Raw genomic sequence first — 26,393 nt, 5'->3', positions numbered from 1 at the left:
TGTTACCTACTCTAAAAAATCGAAGTAAAAAATACTGCTATTATCTTAATCAAAGGACCTGAACATAAACGCAGATAGGAAAGGGTCCTTCATAAAGAAATTCATTCAAACGGGACACGATACCACATATAATTATGCTTATTCCGAAACCCTAACTTTTCTGCAACTGATACAGAAGGTTCATTAATCTCCATACAATCCCAATACGGAATAATCTCATTCTCTAAACAATCTTGAACAAAAGCATGCGCTACCTTCTGTGCAAGCTTTTTCCCTTGATGATGTGGTATCGTCTCAATGTCAATGCCATGCACATTTCCAGCTACTACTCCTGAGAAACAAACGCTTACAATTTCATTTTCAAAAACCACCATATACCCGACACCATGATCTAAGAACTTTTCAAATGACGCCCAAAACTCTAAGACTTTCGATTGTAAAAATTCAATATTACGATATGTTTCGTAACCGTTGTTTTCCAAAGTATTTTTTGTGATTTTAACAGTTTCATATCCTTGTTCTAAAAGAGGTTCATGTTTCTGGATATAATGATCCTTTTGTAATTCGTAAACTTTTTGATTGTATCCTTTCAAGTTTTCACCAAATATGTTGTTGATCGTCTTATTCCACTTTGGATGATCTCCTATCGCTTCAAAACCTGTTAAACCCATTCTGTTGGCGTCTGGTTTGATGACTGTATTGAAATGATGGTTAAGCTGACTATTAAATCCTGCGTTTTCTTCGTTTCCAATAAAGATAAAACCATTATTACTTCCCAGCCATATGAATCCAGATGCAGGAGACAATTGATCATCCACAAATATGCGGTCGGAATACATACCTTCAATGGCGGCTTTGGATTCCAAGAGTCCCCTCTGAACTAATAATGGTTTGCATTTATTAAATTCAGTCGGGTCAAGCTCTAAAATCATTGGGTTTCATCCTTTCTTATAACAAAAACTGCTATATAATTATCTGGATAGAGACGCTCGACTAAACTCAAATTAATGGTCCGAACTCAAATACCGCTCCTTAATCAACTTTCGATGGTGATTTTCATGCCCCGCGATAATGTAAGCAATCGCACGGGCTGTCACCTCTGAGCCGTTTGCATTTCCTCGTTGGAGCAACGATTCTTCATCCATGCTGCTTAGAAGAAGAATGGTGTGTTGGCGAACAAGGGCTTGATGATGTAAAAGGTCCGATAGTGAAAAACGATTGAACTGTCCTCTTTTCACATACTCATCATCATGATATCCAGGCAGCATACCCTTTTCTCCCCTGGCAATACTGAGAAGACGATAGCACATTATTCGCTCCGTGTCGGTTATGTGGCCGAGGACTTCCTTGATGGTCCATTTTCCCGGAGCATACTTGTATTCTGCGGCTTCCTCACTTAAGTCTTTCAACAATTTCTTGGTTTCCTTTTGCTGATCTTCGAGTATCTGGAGCAGTTCTCCATCCGGGACATTGTTTACATATCCCATATAATATGGGGGATATTCGTTTGTTTCTGGCATCTTCAACATAGCTTCACTTCCTTTTTCAACTAAGCAACTTTGATCTAAGATCTTTTAAATAAATCTCTTTTCTTCATATACTCGATGGCCTTGGTTTTATTCTTTTGTTTAGTGACATATTCTGCTTCGTTTTTATCTTTAAAAAAGGCGTTAAATCTTTCTTCTGAAAGATTTCCTTCATCAATGGCTCTTTGAACCGCACAGTCTTCCTCGGTTAAATGAGTGCAGTTCGAATACTTACACGCCCGGGATAATTCTATAATATCTTCGTAACCCTCTTCTACTTTGAATTCGGAATCAACGAATTCTCTGACCATTTTATTCTTCTTCATCCCCTGCCTCCTCTACAATTCAGATAAGCACACCTCAATACTCCGACGAAGAGAAATCAAATCTTCATGTGAACTTATCTTTACGTACAAGCTTTTTAGAAATGTCTTACAGTTCGCTTCTAAAAACCAATAATTCTCTTCATTCATTTGTTCTTTCCTTCGTTTCAGTTCAGCGGGTACTCCTTTTAGTAAGTGCTCTATTTCCACTAGGTCCAATCCCTTTTCTAACATGGCGAGTATCGGTGTTACCATTCTCTCGTCTTCACCATGAACATAGACACTCTCAGATACAAGGATCTTCTCCCAAAGTGGAGGTAACATGTCTATGTAATCTTTCTGTTCAATTTTTTTATTGAGGATCAATTCGTCAAACGCGTCAGCCACATGGGCTATACTATGTGCCCAGCCTTTCACGGGGACAAAGCCCCTCAGGTCATTTTCCGAGTTGATATAGTTGATTAAGTGATCTTTTGTTTTATAGACAGCGTCTCGTGGGAGAAAATCATCCTCATTATCCTTGTATAAAATAACGGCGATGACAAGTGAACTAAACGCCCTTGTAAACACGGTATCCGTGCCATTTTCACCAATCCCTTTGAATAACATGTCGTCACTTAAACTGTAATCCAACAGATCACTCAATAAATCATGCTCCAATTGGTTGTCTAAGGTTAAGTGAAAAAAGGTGTTGTAGATTAATTTATCCCTAAGCTCACTATCCGTAGATCCGATAAAATGCATCATGGATTTAACAAGACCAACATGATTCTCTACGTCCCATGATTTCTGTCCGCTCTTATATTCTTGTAAGTATTTTTTTAGTTCATGTTCTTCCATTACCAACTCAGTTGATCGAAAATCCACCATCTTCATTTCCCCCTAATGATCTTCATTCAATTGCTCTCTTCCTAATAAAAAAAGAGACTATCAATAAACGATAGTCCCCACATACTAATAAGATTAAGAAATCTCAGGATTCACTATATGCGATAAGAAGGTTTGGACATCGTAAATGTAATGGTTCTGGTATGAAGTTTCATTGAACGCACGATTTACAACCTCCTTCACTAAACAATTTTCTTCCTATTTAATTATAACAAACTGGGTTATTTTAGCAATTAGAGATTTGAATTTTCAAAATATCTCATTCTGAATCCATATTTTTTAATGAGCTATAACAAATACTCATTATTCCCTTCCCAGTTTCTCTTTTATGGAAAATATAAAAAGGACTTACCCTGTTTTGGATAAGCCCACTTGCATCGGTATGATTCACTTCTTATTCATCAAAAATCAGCTTCAAATAGTCTGCGTGACCTCTTATTAGCTCAACTTCCTCAATAGATGTTATCCAAAAAAACTGAAAGGTAAGTCCTTCTTCTTCTCCTCCACCAGTTGGGTTGTACTCCCACTCATCATTACGTTCATTACAAAGGATCTTATAAAAATACCTAATATGCATAGCACCATCATCATTTTCCCAATAGTCTTCTGTTATCAATTTTTCCACTTCAAATCTTTGAATCCCAGTTTCCTCTTTTATTTCTCTTATTACTGCGCTATACGTGTCTTCATCTTCTTTTACTGTACCTTTAGGTATCTGGATACCTGCGTCAGGTAAATTCTTGTGCCGAAATACCAATACTTGCTGCCTTCGATCTTTTATTCTAGTTACGTAGCCATAAGCTTTTTTTGTGGGAGTCATATCTACACGCTCCAATGTTTGTCTATCTATAAGTGACGGCATATAGTCACTTCTCTTTCTGATAAAACCGCCGCACCTTCGCCCGATTTCCACAATCCGCCATGGAACACCAGCGGCGACTTTTATTCCGGCTAGTATCGAAAAATAACCAGCCGCAGGGGTCTCCCTCACACTGTTTGACCCTCTCCAACTCGTTTTTTGAAATGAGTAAATCTACAGCTGATTGCAGAATGGGAGGCAGCATGGTGTCCAGCTTTTTCTCAGTTTGTTTGAACTTCAAAGTGAATTGATCCTCATCCGGGATGACTTGCAACGATTGAAAAAAATGGCTGACATAGTCATTGAAGCGCGCCAGATCCTGTTCGTTCGGTGAGTTTTTCTTTGAGATGCTCTTGAACATTCGATACAGCACTTCCCGAAGTTCGATTGCCTGCTTAAGGGTTTCTTCTGCTTGAGAATGATTTTTCCCAGCTTCTACAAGAAGATTCTCTGCCTGTGAGGAAGTCAACACTTCGGCATGGATCGACCAGTCAACCAACTTAGAATAACTCGTAAACCAGTCCCGCCTTTTCTCCGTACTTTCCCGCCAGCTGACGGTATTGATGAAATCCATACATAGTCGTTCTCCGACCATCATATAAGGGTTTGTTTCCGACATAATCATGACTCCTTTACACTAACCATCATAATACATATTGACAGTTAGAAACAACCAGGGTAAACTTATAACCATCTAAAGTGATTTAGATGGTTAATTTCAAATTCAGGAGGTACTATAATGGAGAATCCGATGTTGGCAGCAGTTAAGACGTTGTTGAAGGAAACATTTGAAGGACCTGAAGGAAACGGAAGCTGGTACACAGAATCGAAGCCTGGAAGCGGCTTGTTCGGAACCCTCGAAGGATTATCGGCAGAAGACGCTTCGATACCGGTCAACGGCACGACCATCGCCGCCCAAACCGATCACACCCGCTATTATATATGGGTGGCAAGATCCTATTTGAATGGAGAAGAACCCGACAAGGACTGGAAAGCATCCTGGAAAATCACGAGCGTAGACACCAACACATGGTCACAATTCACCACTGAACTTCAACAAGAATACTCCTCACTACTTACAACGATTGACTCACTTAACTCCTTAGATGAACAGACAGTAACGGGAATGCTCGGGGCGATCGCCCACTCCGCCTACCATCTCGGTTCAATTCGACAGATGATCAAAGCGATTAAAGTCCCAATCCAACCATAAGCATGATAGAAAGCTCCAAGGAATCATTCCTTGGGGCTTTCATCGTTTTTCCTCTATAATGGTTATAATGAATTTTCTCACTAGAATGGTTAAACTAGAATTAAGTCTGAAAAAGAGTCTTGTCGAGGTGACGTCATGAATCCTTTCCTACCTATACAATCCCCTTCCATTTCGCATTCAGAAATTACTAGAAATCGATATAAGGAATACAACCCCACCCCTGCTCTTAGTCAATATATAGCTTGTTATTGGATCTTGGATGTTAATGCTCCAGATACCCAGGAAACTCATAGAGTATTACCAGACGGATGTGTAGATATTATTTTCGACTTAGAAGCTTCCCCGCTATCTAAAGGGGCATTCATTACAGGACTCATGACGCGTTTTGAAACATTGACCTTTACGAACGAGCAGCATTTTTTTGGCATCCGCTTATTCTCGAATCACGCACGGCGTTTCCTTCACTTTCCTGTACAAGAGTTTATTGACGGACGTGTCTATCTTGAAGATGTTTGGGGAGTGGAAGGTCTACTATTCACCGAGGAAATTCAAGGAGCGCGAGGGACTCTTGAAAGAATGGATATTGTTGAAACAAAACTAATTCTCTTATTGAGGTCTTTGGGTAATCACCGGAGTCCAGAACTACTCCAGACATCCCTTCATAATATTTTCATGAATCACGGAATGAACTCCATTCAAACACTAGCCAAAAAGGTCAGCTACAGTGAACGGACGATAAGAAGAGTATTCAAGGAGGAATTAGGTGTCTCTCCTAAAGAATTCTCACGTATTATCCGCTTCCAAAGTATGTTGAAAAATCTTCATTCCGTTCAAAATGGAAGCCTTATGGAAGTGGCTCTTAACTACGGTTATTTCGATCAAGCTCACTTTAGCAATGAATTCAAACATTTTTACGGACTAGTCCCGAGTATTGTATTTCCTACCCGAACCTAATGTTGTCCGTTTTTTACAAGTTTGTTCACTTTAAATAAAGTATCCTAGGGAAGAAGCAGTAAACAAGGAGGAACGAACAATGAAACCAAGAATAACCGTACTGACTCTCGGAGTAGATGATCTGGAAAGATCACTGGAATTTTATCAAAACGGTCTACATCTTCCAACTGAAGGGATATTGGGGCAGGAATTTGAGAATGGCGCAGTGGCTTTCTTCGATTTGCAAAATGGAGTCAAACTGGCCATATGGGAACGAAAAAGCTTAGCGAAAGAAGCCAATGTCCCCCTCTCTCCCAGAAGTCCCTCTGAATTCACGATCGGCCACAATGTAGGCAGTAAAGCAGAAGTGGATCAGGTGATGCTGGAAGCAGAAACAGCCGGCGCAAAAATCACCGATCCAGCCAAAGATACATTCTGGGGAGGATATTCCGGTCACTTTCTCGATATAGACGGACATGTATGGGAAGTTGTATGGAATCCCGAGTGGGAAATAGAGGACTAAAAAGATGGCAGAAACCAGCTTTTTTTTGTGCTGGTTTCTGACCCCTTTTTCTAACGGTTAGTAACTTTGCTTCACCCATCCAGCGTCTGTTAAAAAGTCTTCTCTGGTCAGTTTTTCTCCTCTAATGATCTCTCGATACGAATTGATTGTCCCATCGTGTGAAACTATGTATATATGTTCAACATCTTGGCTTTTGCACCATGTTAGAAACGTTTCTGCTACTATACTAAATTCTTGTTCCGGCATTGTATTGATACCAGATGTCCACAGCTCTTCTGAAAGTGCCTCATCAATCGTAAAGCTTGGAAATTCTTTATTAATCAATTCTCTATCTAACATCCTATCGCAGGGAAGGGTCTTCCACTCCGGATTTTGCGGAAACATTCTTGGGGATACTAGAGGGCTAACGATCTTTCTACAGTTTATGTCTTTCGTTAAAATCTTAGCCATTTCTAAAGTTCTTCTGACTGGACTGATGATTACAAGATCTCTTTCCATGAGTGTGAGCTGAGACTGAAGTGCTTCAGCTTGATTTACACCAACTTGAGTCAAAGAAGGATCTTGAATTTGCAAGCTGTCGGGTAAATCCAGCGTGTGTTCTCCCTGCCCGTGTCTGATAAAAATAATTCCCATAAGTACTCCCTTCTTTACTTCCTATTCCTATAAACTGCCTATTATTTGAATAAAGGAGAAGGTGAACTGATTGACCTTCAGCTTTTTATGCTAATCCTCTTTGTTTTGTACGACTAAATATTCTTCTAAATTTGGAGCTTGATTATATTTAACTGCAGCTTGTTTATCCTTATTAATAATGGCCTTTGTTAAATCAATATCATTTATACTCGCAATGGCCACTGCGTAGTGAATAACATCAACTAACTCTTTTTCCAAGGAAGCATTCCCTGTATTTTCTTTTCTACCTTCTAACTGATTAAGCACCTCTGCTACCTCGCCAATTTCTTCTACTAGCTTCATAAACAAAGCAGATGAAGTACGTCCTTCTTTGTATTTTAGTGCCAGGTAGCTCTGCAGCTCTTGGAATGTTAATTGCGTCATATGAATCCTCACTTTTCTTATTAAAATAATTTTTCAATTTTGAGCATCTAATTTCTGTAATGCCTCAAACAATCTATCCTGCATATCTTCATCATCACTTACATAAAACACCAGAATATTATTCATTTCATATGCTTTATGTTCCACTAATTCTGCTGTTGCTGTTTTCTCTTCAAACCGTTGAATTCCTTTTTCTCGATCACTTGCAGATGGGAAGACATAAACTGATAGGGTATTAGCTTTTACATTATATACTTCAGGTGTAATCCCGTTTAATTCTTGGATAAAGACGTTCACACGGGGTAAATCCGTTTCTTTTTCTAATTCGAATCCTTGATCCGTTATGACCGTTCCTACGTCTTCCAAAGTAATGTGCTTCATGTCAGACGGATTGTCTTTTTCTTTTTGTTGGCTACAAGCTCCAATAACAGATATGACCAGTACCAAAAATAATAGTTTTCTAATCACATATACACCATGCAGCATTCACACCACTTCCTTATAACTTTGTCGGATATTCAATTATTCTACTAACCTTCTCCGTTCGTACTATGTACCCTGCCTCCTATAACCCTTTATTTTTGTTTCATTTATCCCATTTACAAGAAATCTTCCTTTCATAGGTTTAGGCATGGAAAATAAAAGGAATTACCGTTAACAACTTAATTTATCTACTTTTAATTAAGTTGGATTTGCTCAAGTTATTCGTATTAAATTTTCCTTAAGGAGGCACACCATGAAATTCACGGGTATAGGTTTAGTTATTCTTGCCGCTATATGTTGGGGCATTAGTGGGGGGATTGCAGATATATTAATGGATAAGGGCTGGGATCCTATTGTGATTTCACTTTACCGAGGGGCTGTTGGGTTTATCTGTTTTTTCGTGTGGTTTCTCCTTCGCTTTAGTCAAAACCGAGGCATCTCTACTCGTACTTGGATATGGTCTCTAGTAGCGGGTGTTGGCGTTGCTGGAAACTTCACTTTTTATTTTCTAAGTATCCAGGCCTCGAGCGTGGCCATTGCCGCTACTTTAATGTACACCGCACCTGTATTCGTCCTTTTAATCTCTTTTTTATTACGATTGGAGCAATCTACTTGGTTTAAATGGTTTTGTATTGCCAGTGTTCTTTTGGGGATTATCCTGCTTACAGGTGCCTATAATACCAAAACGATTTCAGTGAGCTTTTTAGGAATCCTAGCAGGGCTTTCTGCCGGCCTTTCCTATGCTTTGTTTATCTTCGGGTTTAAAAATGCGTCTTCTCATGGAAAACCACCCACCACGTTAACCATTGCTTTTTTTTCATTTTGTCTCATCCTTTTTTTCTTTACGGACAAGGGGGAAGCAGCAGCTGTACTATCGTCTAAGGATTTAGGGTTGTTTTTACTACTAGGGATTCTTGGTGCCGGACTGTCATTTTTAGTGTATGTGAATGGAATTCGGAGGACTACTCCGGCAAATGCTTCGATGGTTGCTATGGTAGAGCCGGTGACAGCTTCATTATTTGGTGTTCTCGTAATCGGGGATCACCTGAACATCATTCAAATTTTGGGAATGGCGGTCATCCTGGTGACGATCACCATACTTAGCGTAAAGCAGGCAAACTGAGAAGGTTTATCTACTTTAACTCATTGAAGTGATTGAGCTGATGTATTTTTGTGAAGCGAATTTCCCTAAAAAAGCAATTAGTTGCCAAAGGAAACTGCCTCCCCTTTCCTTTGGTCTATGATTGTTGACACAATGGATAACGTAATGTTTGAGTATTTTACAAACTAATGTCTCAACGAATGATAAATCGAATAATCCACTTCACCTGAGATATTTCCCAAACCATTTTGACACAATTCCATTGCCATTAAATTCTCAACAGAAGGCGGGAGATTTTTCTCAGACGCATAGATCCCGAATACAGTTGATGTCCTAAATCCAAACCGTTGATAATATCGAGGATCTCCTTCAACAATGATTCCTTTAAACCCCATTTCAGCAGCTAATTTGATTCCTTCCTGCAACATAAACATGCCCACGCCCTGACGTTGTTTATTCATTGCCACTGAAACGGGGGATAACATCAAGATTTCATGTTCATGCTTGTGACTAATTGGAAGCTTTGAAAGGATACAGTGACCGATAATCCTTCCTTCTTCCTCAACGACCAGATCAAGCTGTGGAATATAATAGTGTTTTTCCCGGATCTCCCTTACCAAGGCTTTTTCAAGAACTCCATCTGTATAAGAGGTGTTCCTGAATATCTCATATACAAAGTCTTCAATAAAACGATATTCTTCTTTTTTTACTGTTCTTATCTTCATTTATACACCCCCAAATGTAATTGGCATCTAAGTTTATTCAAGTAACTCATTCACTTAAACTAATAGCGACCGTCCTTCCTAAACGCTTATATCCCAAAGGCTGAGCAATGGCAACGGATGATGTACTGGATTCAAGAGGTTGATAATGCATAGTTGCTCCACTTGATAATCCTCGTTGTGTGAGGGCATTTACAACTTTTTTCGCATTTCATGTCTATAATGTTTAGATAAGAAATCATCCAATATTACTTTATGACTTTTAACCATATTACTGGGCAACTCATCAGGATAAAAGAACTCACATGTAATAGACTCAGATTTGTCTACGTTTAATTCCCCTTCATATCCCTCGGAAAAGTAGGCAACGGTAACGACATAAAACTCATCTCCATTTTCAGCCTTTATAAAGTGTTCTCGACCTGAATAAACATTGATTAAATGTAATTCATCCACTTTCAATCCCGTTTCTTCATATAGTTCTCTTCTTGCCACTTCTTCAGTAGATTCTCCAAGTTCCATCAGTCCACCCGCAATTCCCCAAGCACCTTTCGGAAACTTTCGTTGTTGAAGTAGCAACCTTCCCAATTCATCCACAATAACGGTAACGGATCCTACAAATATCAAAGGTCTATGACCAACTATTTCCCTAAGTTCTTCTATGTATCCCATAATTTTATCTCCCTCTATAAATATTGAAATCGCTGCCATTAATTAGAAAAACACAGTGCGACTCTTATAAAGCTTCTTCATCTTCTTACTCCTCTAAACTACATTAGGATGAATTCTTTACACAAGCCATAACCGTATCTCCAAACGATCTTACATCGGATAAGTAATCAAAACCATCTGGAGATCCAAAGCTATTAAACATCCGAACTGCTATAATATCCTCTTCAGGAATGACTAATAGGGTTACATTTGTATATCCAAGTATTTGGTAAGACCCTTTAGGGACTTGATGACCTATCTCTGTCTTTTTCGCGGGCAAATCTTTAACGAACCATAAGAAGCCGTTTTGAGGTAAGTCTTTATGAAGGGTGGATGGACTTTGAAGTGAGGTGGCAATATCTATTATTTCTCTCGGAACAATTTGCTTTCCATTCACTTTTCCTTTCTTCAAATGGAGATACCCCCAGTAAGCGAGTTCCCTGGTCGATACATACATATTCATTTTATCTCCTTCAGTGCTTTCACTGGTCTTCCAGTCTTCATCCCCTTCATAACGCAACATGACATCAACCACCCTATCGTGCTTCTTTGAATACCAATCCGATTCGGTAAACCCTAAAGGGATAAAGACACTTTCATGAATGATATCTGCGACTGATTTACCTGTTGTTCTTTTGATAATCCGAGTCAGTGCCTCGATCCCAATTTGTTTATAAGACCAGTTCGAGCCAGGAGTAAACTCCCGAACAGTTCCATTTCCCTCTTGTGTTAATCCATGCGTATGAGTGAGTAAATGTCTTATTGTTGTATCTTTCCAAGTGTACTCATCAAGTTCAGGCGAATAGGATAAAACCAGATCATCTATGCTGTTTATACAGCCATAATACAATGCATAAGAAACCGCAAAACCGATGTAGCTTTTCCTAACTGAAGCAACGTGAAACTGAGTATCAGCCTGAACGGTTCTAGCTTCTTCTTTCCTTGACTGCTTCCCTATGTACCGCTCTAACACAATGGAATCTTGATGAATGATAATGGTGGAGGCTCCTGAACAGATGACATTGTTAAACGTTGCTTTAACGTGGTCAAATACGGGTGCGAAAATCGGATTGTCTATGTGATGAAGGATCAAGCCTAGTATCTCCTTTCAAACATATATTTATATAGTTATATAGAAAGTATCCACGTATAGTGAGCCTACAATTAGTACAATCCATTATGAAAGCGAGTCTTTACTAGAGAATAAGCTATCTTTAACATTATTCACTTGCTCTATCATATGACCAATATTACCTTCTCCAGCATATAAGGACATATCATAAAAGTTATGATCTAAATCAGACCAATAAAGAATATTCTCATCGCCAGTAACCGTAACATCCCTTTTTAATCTACCTACATATACTTCAACGTAACAATTTTGAAGATAATATTTAAAATCCATTAAATGATGTAGTGATATATCTTCATTGGAAATATTCGTTTCTTCCAGAAGCTCTCTATAAGCGGCATCTATACCTTTTTCCCCACTTTCAATTTTTCCGCCTACTAAGTTACTTAATCCTTTATAAGGATTCTTCAACCTTTCGCACATTAACAACTTGTCCATATCTTTGTTATAAACCATCAATACATTATAACCTTGCATGTTAACACTCCCTATTTTAATTAACCTTCACTCCTACTCATAAAATTCCATATAAGGTTTATCTTCCTTATAATAATTTATTCGTTCTTGTAAGGTTCCACTATGAAACTCAAATTTATGACCATCAGGATCAGTGAAATAAATCGATTTCTTATCACGACTGTCTCTCTTTCGACCAGATAAAATGTTCACATTCAAATCAGACAACTCCTTATACGCCTGTTCAAAATCACTTTCTTCAATAGAAAAGGCTATGTGAGTATAGGACTGTGAGATTTCATTCCTCGGGATATCCTTTTCCTCATTCAGAGCTAACCAATATCCATGTAAATCAAAATAGGCTGTTGTTTTCCCTTTTACGAGTAACTTAGCATTGAATACTTGCTGGTAAAAAGTGACGGAACGTTCCAAGTCCGAAACAGAGAAGAGAAAATGATTAAGTCCCCTAATATTCATGAAATTCACCTCTGCTATTGTTTTAATCCTCATTTTTTTTTAAAATCATTCATTTACCTCAATACCAATTATTTCAAATTAGAGTAACTTTCTCAAGAAATATCCCAAAACAAAAGGCGCTCATCCTGTTGTGGATAAGCCCCATTTATGGAATAACAGTCTTCACTGCAATTTATAAGAGGACGCGATGATATCGAACAATTCTTTATTCATTATCAGAAAAGACCAAAGCAGGATAATATCTACCAGTAATAACGTTTCTATATTTATTTTCTTCCATTTCAAAAATCCCATATCCCCGGCCCACTACAGTATAGATTTCCCCCTCAGTTTGTTGCTTGGTCAAGATTACTGCATATTCCTTCCCAGGGGCCATTTCATAATCATATTCGGATCCAAAGGACATAAACTTAGACTCTTGTTCTTTTTTAGTTAATTTATTTAAGCCCAATAATGACACTCTATGTTTATCCCAAGACTCCACTAGATTGGAGATCCTTATGTCTCCTCCTTCAACATAAATTGTTTTCTTTCCAGACAAATGCTTACCATTAATTGTTTCTTGAATAGAAACATCTATGGGTGTATAAGGGGTTTCGGTATAGAAGGTTTCGGTCTTGGCTAATATCTTTGCCTCCCTAATGGACAGGACCTTTAGTTTTACAACAATTCCATCGTCTCCAACTAGGTTTTCTGGCTCTCTCGGGTCAAATGCCCAGCTATTTTCCGCTTCAACAGTTTCATAGATATCCTTTTCTTCTCGTAACTTTACACCCTCTTCTACACTTTTAAAATCTCTATTAAATTGAATTCCTGCGTGTTCCTGTAGCATTTCAGGTTCCCGCACTTTTAAACCCCACAATAAGAAAAATAGTAAGGTCATACTAAGCAAACCTGCCGCTATCGCTTTTCTATTTAAGAAGAAATGGTTTTTGGTTCCCCTCTTTTTAACCTCTATTTCTTTATTAATTCTTTTGGAGATATTCTCGATACTCTCTTCACTAAGTTGATGATTTTTGGGAAAAGAACTCAGTTTAGCGTGAAGTTCAGATTTATTCATAAGCTTTACCTCCCATTTTTTTCTCAAGTGCTTTTAAAGCCCTATGAAAAGTAAGATTGACTTTTGCTTCACTCCACCTGAGAGTTTCTGCAGTCTCTTGGACGGATAACTCGTTAATCCCTCGAAGCATCAATACATCATAATAGGATTGCTTTAGCAGCCTTATGGCAGTATATAGCTCCAATTTAGTCTCATTTAATTCCACATGAATCTCCGGTAAATCTCGGGTCATTTCTAACCCAGTAAAACCAATAAGACGATTTCGTTTTGTTTCTTCTTTTCTTCTTTTTCTACTTTCATCTATTGCGGCATTCCGAGCGATTCTTATCAACCAAGTCTTCGGGTTGGAATCCCCCTTAAATCTATCAATGTTTCTTACAGCCTTTACAAACGTTTCCTGAACTAAATCTTCTACATCTTTCGTGCCCGTATAATAAATAAGAAAATTGAATATGTCATGATAATATTCTCTGAACCAACCTTTTACTTCATAGTCTTCTGTCATTCCTTCTCCCCCGAAAAACCTTTATATATATTAGACGTTTTTTTTGCTGGGTACTTTCACACAAATTTTTTATCTTTTTCGAATAAGAAAAAGGGAACCTCTGTGAAGGTCCCCTTACTTATTTAATAATAACACCCATATTATATTTATGTATGGTTATTCCATTAACCTGCCCGAACGAACATTGATCAAGCTGAAGAACTGCTACCTAATCTTCCACGATAGTCCCAGTTAGCTTAACAAATATACTCAATATTTTAAGCCTATTTTGTTCTCTATTCCATTAAGAATTCTCTTTATGTTTTGTCGATGAAGAATGATTATTGATAAGCTTATTAGTAGCGAAAGTGCTATGATAACTTCATCTTCAAATAGTAGACTGTAAATAAATAATGCTATACTTGCCAACATTGAACTTAGAGATACATACTTAGTAAATAACAAAGTTAGTACAAATACAACAAAACCAACCAATACACCTAAAGGCGTCAAAAATAAGAAAACTCCAGTTGCTGTCGCAACAGCTTTTCCACCCTTAAAATTAGCAAATACAGAAAATATGTGTCCTAATATAGCTAATAAGCCACAAACAATTGGGTTAATCGTAGAACTAAGGATTAGTGGAAGTAAACAAGCAAGTGTACCTTTTAATATATCAGCAATTGCAACAATTACTCCTGCTTTTATACCTAACACTCTATAAGCATTCGTTGCACCAAGATTCCCACTACCGTAATCACGAATATCTTTCTTATAAAACACTTTACCGATAATTAAAGCAAATGAAATTGAGCCTATTAAGTAACTTAAAATCAGAGTTAGAATGTTCAAATTAGGTATTATCCCCTCATTTAGTTTGTTATTTTAATTATTTCTATTTGTTGTATATTATTACCTGCAATCCTTTTTGCATTAAACTGCCCGATAATTGACTTTACATCCATATGAAAGGTTGTATGGATACAAAAAAGAAAAATAAAAATGTAGCTGTGCTTAGCCAGCCGTACCCTTTATTTCCCTTTTGAAATTCCCTTAGTCCCATTACTAACATCGTTAAACTCAAAAACAACACCACATAGGGTCGAAGTTTAAAATCCCAAGTTACCAACTCGTATCCCGCAAGTGATTATCTTGAAAGGTTGACCCAGATAATTGCCCCCATAGGATGCTTATAAGGAATGGGCTTTTTATAAATTCGAGGTTTTTCAAGAACCCACGCATAAGTCTTTTTATAAGGTAATGCTTCACAATTCTCCCTTTGAACACGATGAAACTCGTTGCTTACTTGATAATCCTTTAAGGTCAACTCTCTACTATCATTTAAATTCACTTCACCATAAACCATACCTGAACCACTCTTTATAAGAGCGATAGTTCCTCGTGTTTTTGTATTGGAACCCCTGATTTCCCAAGTCTTTTTGCCTTCCAATATTAGTTCAATCCAAGGGGATTTTACTATTAGGCCTTTCATTCTACATCTCCTTTTGAATAGTTTAGTGTTACAACTTCCTTCATCAAAATGCTTTTATTCAATTAACCTGCTCTTTAAGTTAAGACTTAAATTCATGATACTTAGTAAATATATAAGCCTCATCGTAAAATTAGAGGACAGCTTGGGAATCCCATTCTTCACTTAATATTGCGTAGGAGTACTCATCCCACCAATCTTCACCTTGAGGTATACACTTCTTATAATAACCTTCCCTTCTCATGCCGATCTTTTCCATGACACGATATGAAGGAACATTTTCGGGTTGGCACGTTGCTACAAACCTGTGTAAGCCTAGTTTTTCGAATCCATAATTCAATACGCCATATGCAGCTTCTAAAGCGTAACCTTTATTATAATAATCAGGGTTAAGTACCCATCCTATCTCGTATGTATGTTCACCAAAGCACTTAAAAAATTCAATATGTCCAATCAAGGTTTTATTTTCATTTAATATAATTGGGAATTTCTGAGCTCTTTTTTATTATTGTTCTCTTTAATAAATGCTTGTGTGTCTTCTTTTGATAATACACCTTCAGGCATATACTTCATAACTGAATTATTGCTAGTATAAAGGTACACTTCTTCCCAATCTTTTAAGTGGAAATTACGTATAATCAATCTTTCTGTTCTTATGTTCATGTGAATTCCCCCAATATATTATCTGAATTCAACGCAGTAATTTTCTTAGACTGCAAACAAGGTATCTAAGTTTCAGATTAATCCATTAAACTGTCTTTTAACTTAATACCAATTATTTCAAAACCTAACAACTTACTCAAGAAAAATTAAAAACTAACCAACATAATGGAGAATCAACTGGTAAATTGCTACGCAAAGTCCTGATAAACAGGCTTTCATTTTGGAAGGAAGTTTTCTTTTACTAAAAAGGAAGTTATATGAAGTCATATCTCCCCAGTAAACATACAAAATGGATAATATCCAGAGATCAATAAGGTGATCTTCAGTTATTGTCTCCTTTAGTAGAATACTCGAAACCAAGATGTGTTTTGCATAAGATTCAATTGGGCATCAAAAAAGCACCAAAGAAAGGTGCTTTTTACGCTTATAATTGTTCTCTCAATTCATTTGTCATTTGTTCCACTAATTCAGGTCTGCCATGAAATTGAGCAGGTGTATTTTGGAATAATACAACTTTCCATTCATCTTCAATTAACTCTAAAACTAATGTGTGATGAGTATTTACCTCTGGCTTTATATCAGATTCACCAGGTGGAATCATGCCAGCAATGGCTCTAAGCATGGCTCCCTTATCACCGATAAACTCAATTTCTTTAACCTTGGTAACGTAAGGAGCAGTGGGGTGGTCTCTGAAGATTGGCTCTAAATGGGAAACAATTTCTTCAGGTCCCTTTGATATACTTCCATCAAACCCTATACTCTTACCTGATTCAGAGAATAGACTAGCCATGCCTTGCGCATTACGCTCATTCCAAGACGAGGTCAATTGTTTATATACACCCTTAATTATTTCTTCATATTCAACCATGCAAATCCTCCCTTTTAATTCAATACAATTATTATTTCACATAAGGAATCCAATCTAAACTTTTATTGAGGTTCCCTCTTTAGAAACATTCCTTATGCGTCTTAAGAGTACTTATCTCGAAGCTGAGTCTTCAAGTATCCTGCCCCTTCGTATTGAAAAAGGGGAATAGCCGGATCAACTTGCTGATCTTCAGTTATTGCCCCCGTTACTTGAATATAGTTATTAATGTGATACTGGATTTGTAGTAAGATAAATAGCCATAAATATGCTAAAACAACCTAACAGAAAGAGAGTTGTAAGGACGACCTTTCTACCTATTTGACCAGTGAAGTAGATATTCACTAAAAGATAATAGATAAAAGCACTTCCAACAATACAGTACAAAAATTGTTTGGTGTCATCCTTTGAAGGGAGTGGAGTTGTTATATTAGTTAATGCTGTCCCAGCAAATATGAAAAGTCCTAATATGTTTAGTAACTTCCTCATACTCACTTCTTTTTTGGTCACCGCTTGATCGTTTTGAGAAGTTTGAACATTAGTTCCCAAAGTGACACCACCGTTTTAAATACTTTACTAACTATACGAATTTATCGAACAAAAGTTTCAATACTTTATGTATTTATTCAACAATCCTGCCCAATAATTGAAAAGGACAATATCTCCCCCTCAGTTATAGCTCCTTAATAAACATTACTTTAAGGTTGATTATAAAACCGTAAGTAAATCACATAAGAAATCATCATAATTAGAGCAATCATTACAGTTATCGCTAAACCGAAAATCCCCATAAATCCAACCCAGCCTCTAGTGAAAATAAGGAAAAAAAGTTCAAAATAGAAACCAAGAAGTATTATGGCTAATGGTCCATTAAATGGAAAGACTCTTTTCCAACCAATAGAAAGTAAGGCGGTTAAAAAAAGTAAAACCATTAACAGTGTAGAGCTTGCAGAATCCCATCTAAAGTCTCTATTGGATTCTTCCCCTATTACTGCGTCTACGTCTTTCAAAGACAGCCATGTTGACAATGCGAGAAGTACGCCACTTACTGCCAAGAGTCCAAATACAGTCCAATTTATCTTTTGGAACCTTTTCTTATTCTTCACTATGATCCCTCCCCTCTGTTGTCTATGAAAAATAATAAAGACAACCATAAAAAATTGACATGATTTCATCCCATTATTTTGATAAGTTTTAGATTAGACGGAAGCGTTATAAATTAAGTTTCGTATCTTCAATTAATCTGTCCGATAATTGAAGAAAGGCAATAGCCGGACCAGTTAGCTGATCTTCAGGTATTGTCGCCTTATCTTGAATATCCGAATATATTACATATGTTAATAGTCACATGGATAGACACTCCATGCTTCTTGAACTTTGAATTGTTCTCCTCTAAGTTCAAATACATCATCATTAGTATTTGCTCCCTTTAAAAGTTCGGGGAAGTTTTCTTTAGAATAGTTATGATGGTCCTTTTCGCTCTTCCATCCTGTTAATACGAGAAAATTATTACTATTCATTTGGGATTGTGCAAAGGTTCCCCCAAGCATCCCTTCAGAGTTTTGCATTCCTGTATTGCATACTCTTCTCTGCATCTCAACAAAATGCTCAATGTTGCCTTCTTTAACTTTCGAAATGGCTTCCCTTATGTAGTTACTTGTTTTGCATACATGAACAATGTCCTTTTCCTTTCCAAAAATCCATTGCTTTTCTCGAAACAAACTCACATCTATAGATTCATAAGAATTTATTTGCCCTGTTTTCCCAAAGATCTGGTCATGTTGCTCTTCCATAAATTGATCATAATCTGTCTGATTATTCCAGAATGAATAGACACAAGCAATTAATGGTTCTTTTGAATTCCAACCACCAATTTGTCCTAAGAAACCTTTTACATTACTAAGAGGCTTCCATTGCATTTGCTGTTCAAAAAACTCTTCTTTATGATTTTCTTTCACGTTGCAAAAAATCCTCTTAATAATCAAGAACTAAAACCTCCTAAACATTGACCATCAATATAGTTGAATTGCCACTCCCTAAAAGAAATCCTTAAACTTTTAGTAAAACCTTACCTTCGTAATTACGGCTCTCTATCAATTTATGTGCTTCTGCTGCATCACTCAAATCAAATATTTTGGCTATAGGCAGAACAATTTGGCTTTCCTCAAATAATTTAATCACTCTTTTGGCAATAGGTGCTAATCGTGCTGGACTGTGTTTTCTTGTTGTGCCTAGACTAAACCCTTTAATATTCCTACAGCTACTGTGTACATCACTAGTCTTTATCGTTCCTGCTTCTCCACTACTATTTCCAAATTGCACTAGTGTTCCATAGAACGCTAAACAATCTAAACTCAATCTCGTAACATCCCCCGCAACGGAATCAAAAATGATATTCGCTCCTTTTTGATCTGTGTTTTTTAAAACCTCGTCTACAAATGTATCGTATGTACAGACAACGTCAGCCCCTAATTTTTGCACATAACTAACTTTATCTCTACTTCCTACCGTGGCAAAAATCTTTTGGACACCAGCTAATTTAGCCATTTGTACGAGCATCGAACCAACTCCACCAGCAGCACTATGTATCACAATAGAATCAGACTTCCGTATCTGTGCAATATCATGTAAAAGAATATACGCTAAGATTGATACTGTTGGCATAGACGCAGCCTGTTCAAACGTCAAAGAATCTGGTATCTTAAAAACTAAAGATTCATCTGCGATTACTTTTTCTGCATATGAACCATCATATGGAAAAGCAATCACACGGTCTCCTATTGAAAATCCTGAATTAGGAAGATTATCCACAATAGTTCCTGCACAATCCAAACCTAAAGTTAAAGGGAAATTTCCTTTTAACTTTTTTCCATTACGTGCTTTTATATCTGCATAGTTTACACTGGTAAACGCTACTTTTATTAAACATTCGCTATCCTTTATTTTGGGTGTTTCAACATCTGAGTATGTAAGTACGTCTGTATCACCAAATTCATTTTGAATGATAGCTTTCATTTAAATCCTCCTAATTATTTTTATAAAACCAACTATATTTCTTAGTTAAAGTGTTAATATTAATAGTGCAAAAATTTAAAAACAACTGTGCATAACACTATACTAATTGTTTACTTCTAAAGATTATAAGAAACAAATGCCGAACACTATGAGCTTTTGAAATAGATTGTTTACAACTTTAGTATGAGAGATGCGATTATCTCAAAACTGAGTCTTCAACTATCCTGCCCTTTACTTTAATAAAAGGCGGCTGCTTGTTCAGCAAACGCCCCGGTTAGTGAAAATCCACATTAGGTGTTCACTCTAATCCAAATTAAACAATTCCGAAATGATTTCAGCACTCCCTGGAGAAAACATAAATATTGAGAACGAAGTACATAAAAGCCCTACAATTATCAAGCTAATTTTTTTATTCCCACGTAGCCCTTTAACAACTAAAAATATTCCTACAAACAATATTAAGAAATACCAAAAGCCCATAAATCTCACTCCTCAATAAAATGATGTTACCTATCACTCTTGTTCAACTAACCTGCCCGATAACGGTATAAAGAAAAAACCGGAGATTTCCTGGCTTATCATGAGCTATTGAACTCTATAAGGAAAAAGTATGATTTCGCCTATATTAACCAATCTCCAATTAGTTGTTGTATGATATGGCGTTTTTCTATAGGAAGCATATGCCCTGCTTTATCTAAAACGACAAAAGTTGAATTAGGAAACTTGTTTAGAAGAAAATCATAATCTTCATACCCACAGATACTATCTTGTTTACCAAGAATAATTAATGCTTGTTGCTGCAAATCTGAAACACCTAGAAACGGTTCTTCTGTGAGAAAATACCCCTTTTCTCTCCAATTCGATGTTAAGAACTCTCTATTAGCTAACAATCGCCCTGGTTGGACTTCCCTAAGAAAACAATCAAGGTTTTCTTTATTTTGGTAAACAAATAGAGTTTCAAAAGCATTTTTTATATCCGAGTCCAATGAACCTAGTATACTTTCTTCCTTTTCTAAGATTATTTTGTCAGGTAAAGTTCTCTCCTTGAGATGAAGGGCACTAGCTAGTAAGCATATACTCCTCACTTGTTTTGGCCTAAAATGTAATAATCCTTGAGCTAAATATCCACCAAAAGAAAAACCTATTAAAGAAAAGTTCTCATCAGGAAATACACTGTCTATTAAATCTAATATATTCATAAGAATATCATCCGTTGAACGAAGTTTTTCATCAATATCGCTTTGTCCGTGTGCAGGAATATCTATGTAAATTCTTCGATATCCATTAATATCTTTAAAGATAGGTTCAATCCAAGCCATCATGGCACGATGATCTGTTCCCATAGAATGAAGGATTAATAATAGATCACCTTCACCTCTTTCTTCATAATAAATTCTCCCCATCCTAACTTTACAATTCATAAGGATCTTCTCCTATCTCTACGCGAAAAAATAATTAAAATTCATTTAATTTAAATTGGTGCTGTCTTTGTTTTTTTCTACTACCCCCATTTAATTAGGTGCTTATGAACCTTTGGTTGATTGATAATCTCGTTTTTTCTATTTCACTAATTCAGTTGAAAATATCTTCTCTAAGGGGATTGGTAATGCGGTAAGGAATAGGTAATCTGGCTTTGTGGATTCATGATATCCTCCAGAAAATGAGGTTAAAAGCTTCTGCCATCTTTTTTAAATATCCAGGCAATGATACACCACTATCAATATAGTACAACTCCGTAATAATTAGAATGCAAAGCGCCAGCAAGACAGAAATAACAAGAACCGCTGACCACATTTTGCTTTCTATATATTTTATATTTCTGTGCTTCTTCTTCCTGTATAATCCCTGCGCAATTCGAAGCCGCTGGTTTTTATCTTCTTTGGAGGAATTCATAGTATATCTCCCCTTCCGTCAACGATTAAGATATCATGTTTTTTATGCCTTCTCATTCAATCTAGAAATCAACTTATGAGAACCCAATACATATAAAAACATGATGATGAAAGGATTTATTGTTGGAAAAACATCTACGCCGCCCTCTTTTACATTTACAACGTATAAGTATGAGATGTCGTAGTTTTCTGCAAGGGAAGCCAGCAGGATAAACCCAACGTAGAATCCAATAAACGATAAGAGATATAAAAAGATCATTTTGAAACTCAAATTATAAACACCTCCTGTTTGTGTTCAAATACTCATCAAACACGTAGCATTTTTTCTCCTTCAACCTTCCCACTGAATGGTGAAATGGGATCAATTAGATCACCCCCACCATTGTGCATCAATATATTATTCATTACTTATACTTATGACCCATTGCACAGCATCTAAAAGATTTTCAGCAACATAATCCGGTTCAACTTCTGCCCAGTGGTCCCTATATTGATTTAGAGAACCATGTCCCCATCCTGTAAGCACTAATACCTTGATTGCTCCAACAGAATGAGCTGCCAACATATCCGTTGAGCCAACGTCTCCGATCAATACAGTTTTGCTTAAATCCAACTTATATTTTTGTGATGCTTCTAAAAGCATTCCCGGTTTTGGCTTATGACAATGGCAGTCATCATCTGATCGATGAGGACAAATGCTGATTATCCTCCAAACGGCGATGGTTGAGTTCCATCCACATCTGTAAAACCATATAATCTTGCTAGATCAGCCACCATCAAGGCGTCGCCTGAAAATCTTGATACCGTTGGGTCTGTTGCTAATGCCACTACAGAACGCCCTACATATGCTGTTGTTTCCGTTGCTCCATCTTCCGGTCCAAATCCTGAATCGATTACTCTTTCAGTCCTCATCCAACCCGGACAAACCGCAACGGCTGATACATTGAAGTCCTTTAACTCCTTTGCCATCCCCATTGTCATTCGATTGATAGCATTCATAGCTAAATCATAATATAAATTACCTGAAATCTTGTCTTTGATAAAAAATGTCATATTTACAATCAACCCTCTTTTGTGTTGCTGCATCAAAGGCACAGCGTAGCGACTGGTCAGTAAATAAGCTTGCGGGCCAGCAACCATCATTGCCTCCCAATGCTCCTTTGGACGTTCCCAAAAATGTCTTCCTTCTCCTGAAGGTAAAGAACTTTCAGAACCACCAAATACACTATTGACTAACATATCAATCCTCCCATGTTCCCTTCCAATTCGCTCAAACAGGTTTCTCACATCATTGTCATTTGTATGATCACATCGTACGGCGATCCCTTTCCCTCCACGTGAAGTAACACCTTCTGCCGTTTCCTCAATCGTTTCGGGTCGATCATCGGTTGTAGCTCCCCTTACACTGCGACCCGTCACATACACCGTTGCTCCGGCAGTGCCTAGTTCAAAGGCAATCCCTCTACCCGCTCCACGGGATGCACCTGTGACAACAGCAATTTTCCCTTGTAGTGGTTTCATAGTTTTCTAACTCCCTTACATATCTGGAATATAGATATAGAAAAATTCACTAAATATGTTACTTACAATCTAATCGCAGACAATAAGATTATCTTCATTTCATCAGATAAAACAGTCATTTTAAAACGTCCCACTCTTCATATATCTCTGCGTTCAACCCCAAATCATTGGTTTTCAACCACTCAAAGGCTTTCATCACTAAAGGGGAAGTATTTTCCCGAGATGCCTCATGTTCAGATATCCACACAGCTCCTAATGAGTCTTGCCCTTCAAACTGTTCCGGTATGCTTATTTCCCCACCGGTCTTTCTCACAGAATAATAAACGGCAATATGATGAACATCCGTAAACTCTTTCCACACAGAGGGAAATTTGAAATCAATAACCCCGATTTGTTCCTCAATTTCAATCTCTATACCTGTTTCTTCAATAAACTCTCTTCTCATCGCTTCTACTAGACTTTCACCTTCTTCCAAACTTCCTCCAGGCAAGTCAAAACGATTACTATACGGGCCCTTACTTTTATGTATAACTAAGAGTTTTCCATCTTCTATATAGATACCATATACACCAAATGCTCTAAAATATTTTTTATCAGACATCTTTATTGGCCCTCCTAAAGAAGTGTTTGTTCTGACATGTCCATTGATATCCCTGCTTCTTACCCAAATACCTGAGCAGCAATTCCAAATAATTCATTATTCCTCTGCGGCATATTAGTGGAATGTAACATCATGATGGGTGGGTTACTCACGTTTACAAATCCGCATTGCTCTAATGCTTTCATAAATGCTTCATGACCTGATGGTATATCGATCCTTAATTTGCCTCGGTGTCCAACGGCCAACTTATCTAAAATGATAGATGCTATCTGAGCATCAGGTGCTACCACTGGTCCTATGATGAGATTGATTGGTCCTAATATGGATAAACCAAAACCTATCATGCTCTCATTTTTATCTTTCACTACTACACATTGCTCGGATTGATTTATTCTATGTTTAAGAAAATTACTTCTCTTATCTCCAAATGCCGCTTCATCGAGCTTCACAATTTCACTAAAATGGCTCGCGTGAAAATTTCCAATAGTAACAGTTGTGTTGGTTTTATTAGAAGGTGAATAGGTATCACAAATATACTTTTGCACCCGATCAACGGTTATGAATCCCATTCTTTCATAAAGAGGCCTTCCGTCTTCAGTCGAAATCAACATGATTGAAATGTCCCTTGTAAGAGAATCGATACATTGTTGAGTCGCTTCTTTTCCTAATCCCAATCCTCTATATTCTTTGTTGACTATGACCATTCCGATTGATGCCATTTGCGTTTCATAGGGAATGATGGCCGCACTCGACACAATGTTCCCCTGAGCGTTTTTATGACCGAATACTTTACCAGCTGACATCACCGTACTAATTTCGGGTTCATCATAATCCCACCCAACTGATTCAGACAGCTCAATCAACCCAAGAATGTCTTTTTGATCAAACTGGACTAATGATAACGTTGATTTGTTGCTTGTATTCATCAATTTTTCTCCTTAATCAATTTCATTTTGAGAGTATGACTTTATATCACCAATTGTCCACACATGCAATACCCATTATTTTCAATATTAACATAATTATGCTAATTAGAGGGCCCGATATATGATTTTTAGAGTGAAATACACTTCGGGATAGGTTGCTCATAGTGAAAAAAGTTATTGATCATCTGTTGACTAGAATGCTACAAGAGTGGTCCGCCCAAATGAGAAATAGCAGGTCCAACTCTTATTTACGAGTTAGCCTGCTATCTCAACTATTACAGGTGGTTTCTTCTCTATTTAAGAAACCAGTACCTTGTTATACTTTATTCAGCGAAATACCCACCTACAATACAATATCCAGTTTCCTTTCCCTCATCCATAACCTCCAGGTAACCAGTATAGCCCCCATAATCAAGATTCCATAAAGGACAGGCACCAACCATATCGGAACCCCCATGCTCACCATTAACGAAAGGATATACTTTAATCCAAATATGAGAAGTGTTAGTACGACAAGAACCTGTATTCCAATCAGACTGATGAAGCTTGGAGCAAGATTTGATATCGCCATGGAAATGACTGCGAGAATAAAGCCCAATACATAAATAGCGACAATGGAAAGGACGATGTATTGGAAGAACGTCAGATGATACCAGTAATGAGCAGCTACAAATGAATTAATCGGAACATCAAAAAAGGCAGAGGGATCGTTTAAAGAATATAAGCTTAAATAGACAGCTAGTAAAACAGTTATCACAATGAATGATGATAACATGCCCGCTGCGAACTTTTTCTGAAATAATTGCCTGCCAGTCTTAGACGTATACTGCAACTCCGGCATCTGCTTGTTTCTGTCATTAAGAAACATTGGCGACACAATCAGTAACACACTGATCAAAACGACAATGGCGATGTTCCTGAAGATTTCTTCCATGTTTCTTAAAGATACATCGGGATACAAATCATTCTGCCCTGTTTCTTTTAAATCTTTCAACTTTTTTTTCTGAGATATTTCTGCTCTATTAATTTGATTTGTCATGATCGTGTCCTGATTACGTTGGAAATCGAGTAATGTTTCCCTCGCCTGAAGCTCCCAAAACAAATTTATCCCTTCTTCAAAGTAAACTCTCTCAAAAAGTGTTCCATTATGACTTTTAAACTCCCCATACGATTGTATTCCAGCTTTCTTGAAATCTTCCCTGCCCTTAATGAACCTATCCGCTTTTTGAACTTCCTGTTCATATCGCTCCCGGAAATCGGCTTTTTCGGATTCATTCATGTCGGGTCCATATTTTTCGACCATTTCAACTCCTACCCTATAGGAATCAAGGGCTGGCCGGCCATTTGGAAAGTACTCAATATCAAATTGAACTAACATATAATATAAAATCACATTAACAAAAGTAAGCAAGAGAAGGATTTTCCAATTGAAGATTTTTTTCATTTCCATCCATACAATGTTCATAACATTTC

General features: G+C 37.2%; 35 protein-coding genes and 1 pseudogene. 4 read left to right on the top strand and 32 right to left on the bottom strand.

Going from position 1 to position 26,393, the window contains the following annotated elements; genetic code table 11:
* Positions 1–101 precede the first annotated feature (101 nt).
* The 6 genes from NQ095_RS08675 to NQ095_RS08650 form a co-directional block, all read right to left on the bottom strand.
* The gene (locus tag NQ095_RS08675; protein ID WP_258263085.1) at positions 102–932 is read right to left on the bottom strand and encodes a GNAT family N-acetyltransferase; all 831 of its coding nucleotides are present in this window, start codon (positions 930–932) and stop codon (positions 102–104) included.
* A 72-nt stretch (positions 933–1,004) separates the two neighbouring features.
* Positions 1,005–1,529 carry a DinB family protein gene (locus tag NQ095_RS08670; RefSeq protein WP_258263084.1) on the bottom strand — a complete coding sequence of 175 codons (525 nt, stop codon included), beginning with the start codon at positions 1,527–1,529 and terminating at the stop codon, positions 1,005–1,007.
* Positions 1,530–1,564: 35 nt separating this feature from the next.
* Positions 1,565–1,852, bottom strand: a complete 288-nt coding sequence (locus NQ095_RS08665) for a ribosome small subunit-dependent GTPase A (RefSeq protein WP_258263083.1) — start codon at positions 1,850–1,852, stop codon at positions 1,565–1,567.
* A 12-nt stretch (positions 1,853–1,864) separates the two neighbouring features.
* Positions 1,865–2,719 (bottom strand): DUF2785 domain-containing protein, encoded by an 855-nt coding sequence (locus NQ095_RS08660; protein ID WP_258263082.1) that lies wholly within the window; start codon positions 2,717–2,719, stop codon positions 1,865–1,867.
* A 412-nt stretch (positions 2,720–3,131) separates the two neighbouring features.
* Positions 3,132–3,572, bottom strand: coding sequence for an NUDIX hydrolase (locus NQ095_RS08655; RefSeq protein WP_258263081.1), 441 nt, complete (start codon positions 3,570–3,572; stop codon positions 3,132–3,134).
* 31 nt (positions 3,573–3,603) lie between these two features.
* Entirely contained in the window at positions 3,604–4,215 is a 612-nt protein-coding gene (locus tag NQ095_RS08650) for a CGNR zinc finger domain-containing protein (RefSeq protein WP_258263080.1), read from the bottom strand.
* A gap of 120 nt (positions 4,216–4,335) precedes the next feature.
* Between NQ095_RS08650 and NQ095_RS08645 the strand changes: the two genes are divergently transcribed.
* From NQ095_RS08645 to NQ095_RS08635, 3 genes are all read left to right on the top strand, one after another.
* A complete protein-coding gene (locus NQ095_RS08645; protein ID WP_258263079.1) occupies positions 4,336–4,809 on the top strand; it encodes a hypothetical protein in 474 nt (157 codons plus the stop codon).
* A gap of 135 nt (positions 4,810–4,944) precedes the next feature.
* Positions 4,945–5,763, top strand: a complete 819-nt coding sequence (locus NQ095_RS08640) for a DUF6597 domain-containing transcriptional factor (protein WP_309137626.1) — start codon at positions 4,945–4,947, stop codon at positions 5,761–5,763.
* Positions 5,764–5,842: 79 nt separating this feature from the next.
* Positions 5,843–6,265, top strand: a complete 423-nt coding sequence (locus tag NQ095_RS08635; RefSeq protein ID WP_258263077.1) for a VOC family protein — start codon at positions 5,843–5,845, stop codon at positions 6,263–6,265.
* A 57-nt stretch (positions 6,266–6,322) separates the two neighbouring features.
* Here NQ095_RS08635 and NQ095_RS08630 read toward each other — a convergent pair whose 3' ends face one another.
* The 3 genes from NQ095_RS08630 to NQ095_RS08620 all read right to left on the bottom strand — a co-directional run bounded on the left by NQ095_RS08630 (position 6,323) and on the right by NQ095_RS08620 (position 7,807).
* The gene (locus tag NQ095_RS08630; protein WP_258263076.1) at positions 6,323–6,898 is read right to left on the bottom strand and encodes a histidine phosphatase family protein; all 576 of its coding nucleotides are present in this window, start codon (positions 6,896–6,898) and stop codon (positions 6,323–6,325) included.
* A gap of 90 nt (positions 6,899–6,988) precedes the next feature.
* Complete coding sequence (locus NQ095_RS08625; RefSeq protein ID WP_258263075.1) at positions 6,989–7,321, bottom strand: MazG nucleotide pyrophosphohydrolase domain-containing protein; 333 nt, start codon at positions 7,319–7,321, stop codon at positions 6,989–6,991.
* A 33-nt stretch (positions 7,322–7,354) separates the two neighbouring features.
* Complete coding sequence (locus tag NQ095_RS08620; RefSeq protein WP_258263074.1) at positions 7,355–7,807, bottom strand: hypothetical protein; 453 nt, start codon at positions 7,805–7,807, stop codon at positions 7,355–7,357.
* 250 nt (positions 7,808–8,057) lie between these two features.
* Between NQ095_RS08620 and NQ095_RS08615 the strand changes: the two genes are divergently transcribed.
* The gene (locus NQ095_RS08615) at positions 8,058–8,927 is read left to right on the top strand and encodes a DMT family transporter (protein ID WP_258263073.1); all 870 of its coding nucleotides are present in this window, start codon (positions 8,058–8,060) and stop codon (positions 8,925–8,927) included.
* 164 nt (positions 8,928–9,091) lie between these two features.
* On the opposite strand, the gene NQ095_RS08610 is transcribed toward NQ095_RS08615, so the two are convergent.
* The 23 genes and pseudogenes from NQ095_RS08610 to NQ095_RS08500 form a co-directional block, all read right to left on the bottom strand.
* Positions 9,092–9,631 carry a GNAT family N-acetyltransferase gene (locus NQ095_RS08610; RefSeq protein WP_258263072.1) on the bottom strand — a complete coding sequence of 180 codons (540 nt, stop codon included), beginning with the start codon at positions 9,629–9,631 and terminating at the stop codon, positions 9,092–9,094.
* A gap of 189 nt (positions 9,632–9,820) precedes the next feature.
* Positions 9,821–10,300 (bottom strand): NUDIX hydrolase, encoded by a 480-nt coding sequence (locus NQ095_RS08605; protein WP_258263162.1) that lies wholly within the window; start codon positions 10,298–10,300, stop codon positions 9,821–9,823.
* A gap of 103 nt (positions 10,301–10,403) precedes the next feature.
* Complete coding sequence (locus NQ095_RS08600) at positions 10,404–11,432, bottom strand: serine hydrolase domain-containing protein (protein WP_258263071.1); 1,029 nt, start codon at positions 11,430–11,432, stop codon at positions 10,404–10,406.
* Between the two features lie 84 nt (positions 11,433–11,516).
* Positions 11,517–11,948 carry an NUDIX hydrolase gene (locus tag NQ095_RS08595; protein WP_258263070.1) on the bottom strand — a complete coding sequence of 144 codons (432 nt, stop codon included), beginning with the start codon at positions 11,946–11,948 and terminating at the stop codon, positions 11,517–11,519.
* A 33-nt stretch (positions 11,949–11,981) separates the two neighbouring features.
* Positions 11,982–12,404, bottom strand: coding sequence for a FosM family fosfomycin resistance protein (fosM, locus tag NQ095_RS08590; RefSeq protein ID WP_258263069.1), 423 nt, complete (start codon positions 12,402–12,404; stop codon positions 11,982–11,984).
* Between the two features lie 205 nt (positions 12,405–12,609).
* Complete coding sequence (locus NQ095_RS08585; protein ID WP_258263068.1) at positions 12,610–13,464, bottom strand: hypothetical protein; 855 nt, start codon at positions 13,462–13,464, stop codon at positions 12,610–12,612.
* Positions 13,457–13,969 (bottom strand): RNA polymerase sigma factor, encoded by a 513-nt coding sequence (locus NQ095_RS08580; protein WP_258263067.1) that lies wholly within the window; start codon positions 13,967–13,969, stop codon positions 13,457–13,459. The genes NQ095_RS08585 and NQ095_RS08580 overlap by 8 nt, the downstream gene beginning before the upstream one ends.
* Positions 13,970–14,218: 249 nt before the next feature.
* Entirely contained in the window at positions 14,219–14,800 is a 582-nt protein-coding gene (plsY, locus tag NQ095_RS08575) for a glycerol-3-phosphate 1-O-acyltransferase PlsY (protein ID WP_258263066.1), read from the bottom strand.
* A 103-nt stretch (positions 14,801–14,903) separates the two neighbouring features.
* Positions 14,904–15,041, bottom strand: a complete 138-nt coding sequence (locus NQ095_RS08570) for a DUF3953 domain-containing protein (protein ID WP_258263161.1) — start codon at positions 15,039–15,041, stop codon at positions 14,904–14,906.
* A 54-nt stretch (positions 15,042–15,095) separates the two neighbouring features.
* Positions 15,096–15,440, bottom strand: a complete 345-nt coding sequence (locus NQ095_RS08565; RefSeq protein ID WP_258263065.1) for an ASCH domain-containing protein — start codon at positions 15,438–15,440, stop codon at positions 15,096–15,098.
* Between the two features lie 130 nt (positions 15,441–15,570).
* Positions 15,571–16,100, bottom strand: a pseudogene (locus NQ095_RS08560) (GNAT family N-acetyltransferase).
* Positions 16,101–16,524: 424 nt separating this feature from the next.
* On the bottom strand, positions 16,525–16,968 hold the full coding sequence (locus NQ095_RS08555; RefSeq protein ID WP_258263064.1) for an SgcJ/EcaC family oxidoreductase: 444 nt from the start codon (positions 16,966–16,968) through the stop codon (positions 16,525–16,527).
* A gap of 695 nt (positions 16,969–17,663) precedes the next feature.
* Positions 17,664–18,071: an RND transporter gene (locus NQ095_RS08550; protein ID WP_258263063.1), complete on the bottom strand. Its 408-nt coding sequence runs from the start codon at positions 18,069–18,071 to the stop codon at positions 17,664–17,666.
* A 231-nt stretch (positions 18,072–18,302) separates the two neighbouring features.
* On the bottom strand, positions 18,303–18,950 hold the full coding sequence (locus NQ095_RS08545) for a YdbC family protein (protein ID WP_258263062.1): 648 nt from the start codon (positions 18,948–18,950) through the stop codon (positions 18,303–18,305).
* A gap of 64 nt (positions 18,951–19,014) precedes the next feature.
* A complete protein-coding gene (locus tag NQ095_RS08540; RefSeq protein ID WP_258263061.1) occupies positions 19,015–19,980 on the bottom strand; it encodes a quinone oxidoreductase family protein in 966 nt (321 codons plus the stop codon).
* A 620-nt stretch (positions 19,981–20,600) separates the two neighbouring features.
* Positions 20,601–21,401: an alpha/beta fold hydrolase gene (locus tag NQ095_RS08535; protein WP_258263060.1), complete on the bottom strand. Its 801-nt coding sequence runs from the start codon at positions 21,399–21,401 to the stop codon at positions 20,601–20,603.
* A gap of 220 nt (positions 21,402–21,621) precedes the next feature.
* Positions 21,622–21,873 (bottom strand): hypothetical protein, encoded by a 252-nt coding sequence (locus NQ095_RS08530; RefSeq protein ID WP_258263059.1) that lies wholly within the window; start codon positions 21,871–21,873, stop codon positions 21,622–21,624.
* A gap of 42 nt (positions 21,874–21,915) precedes the next feature.
* Entirely contained in the window at positions 21,916–22,143 is a 228-nt protein-coding gene (locus NQ095_RS08525) for a hypothetical protein (RefSeq protein ID WP_258263058.1), read from the bottom strand.
* Positions 22,144–22,269: 126 nt separating this feature from the next.
* Positions 22,270–22,569 (bottom strand): HAD hydrolase-like protein, encoded by a 300-nt coding sequence (locus NQ095_RS08520; protein WP_258263160.1) that lies wholly within the window; start codon positions 22,567–22,569, stop codon positions 22,270–22,272.
* Between the two features lie 5 nt (positions 22,570–22,574).
* Positions 22,575–23,393: an SDR family NAD(P)-dependent oxidoreductase gene (locus tag NQ095_RS08515; RefSeq protein ID WP_258263057.1), complete on the bottom strand. Its 819-nt coding sequence runs from the start codon at positions 23,391–23,393 to the stop codon at positions 22,575–22,577.
* A 115-nt stretch (positions 23,394–23,508) separates the two neighbouring features.
* A complete protein-coding gene (locus tag NQ095_RS08510; RefSeq protein WP_258263056.1) occupies positions 23,509–23,994 on the bottom strand; it encodes an NUDIX hydrolase in 486 nt (161 codons plus the stop codon).
* Between the two features lie 59 nt (positions 23,995–24,053).
* Entirely contained in the window at positions 24,054–24,920 is an 867-nt protein-coding gene (locus tag NQ095_RS08505; RefSeq protein WP_258263055.1) for a GNAT family N-acetyltransferase, read from the bottom strand.
* Positions 24,921–25,263: 343 nt separating this feature from the next.
* Entirely contained in the window at positions 25,264–26,385 is a 1,122-nt protein-coding gene (locus tag NQ095_RS08500; RefSeq protein WP_258263054.1) for a hypothetical protein, read from the bottom strand.
* Between the last annotated feature and the right edge of the window lie 8 nt (positions 26,386–26,393).

The sequence above is a fragment of the Rossellomorea sp. SC111 genome (assembly GCF_024733565.1).
Taxonomy (GTDB): Bacteria; Bacillota; Bacilli; order Bacillales; family Bacillaceae_B; genus Rossellomorea.
This window is presented reverse-complemented; position numbering and strand designations above follow the sequence as displayed.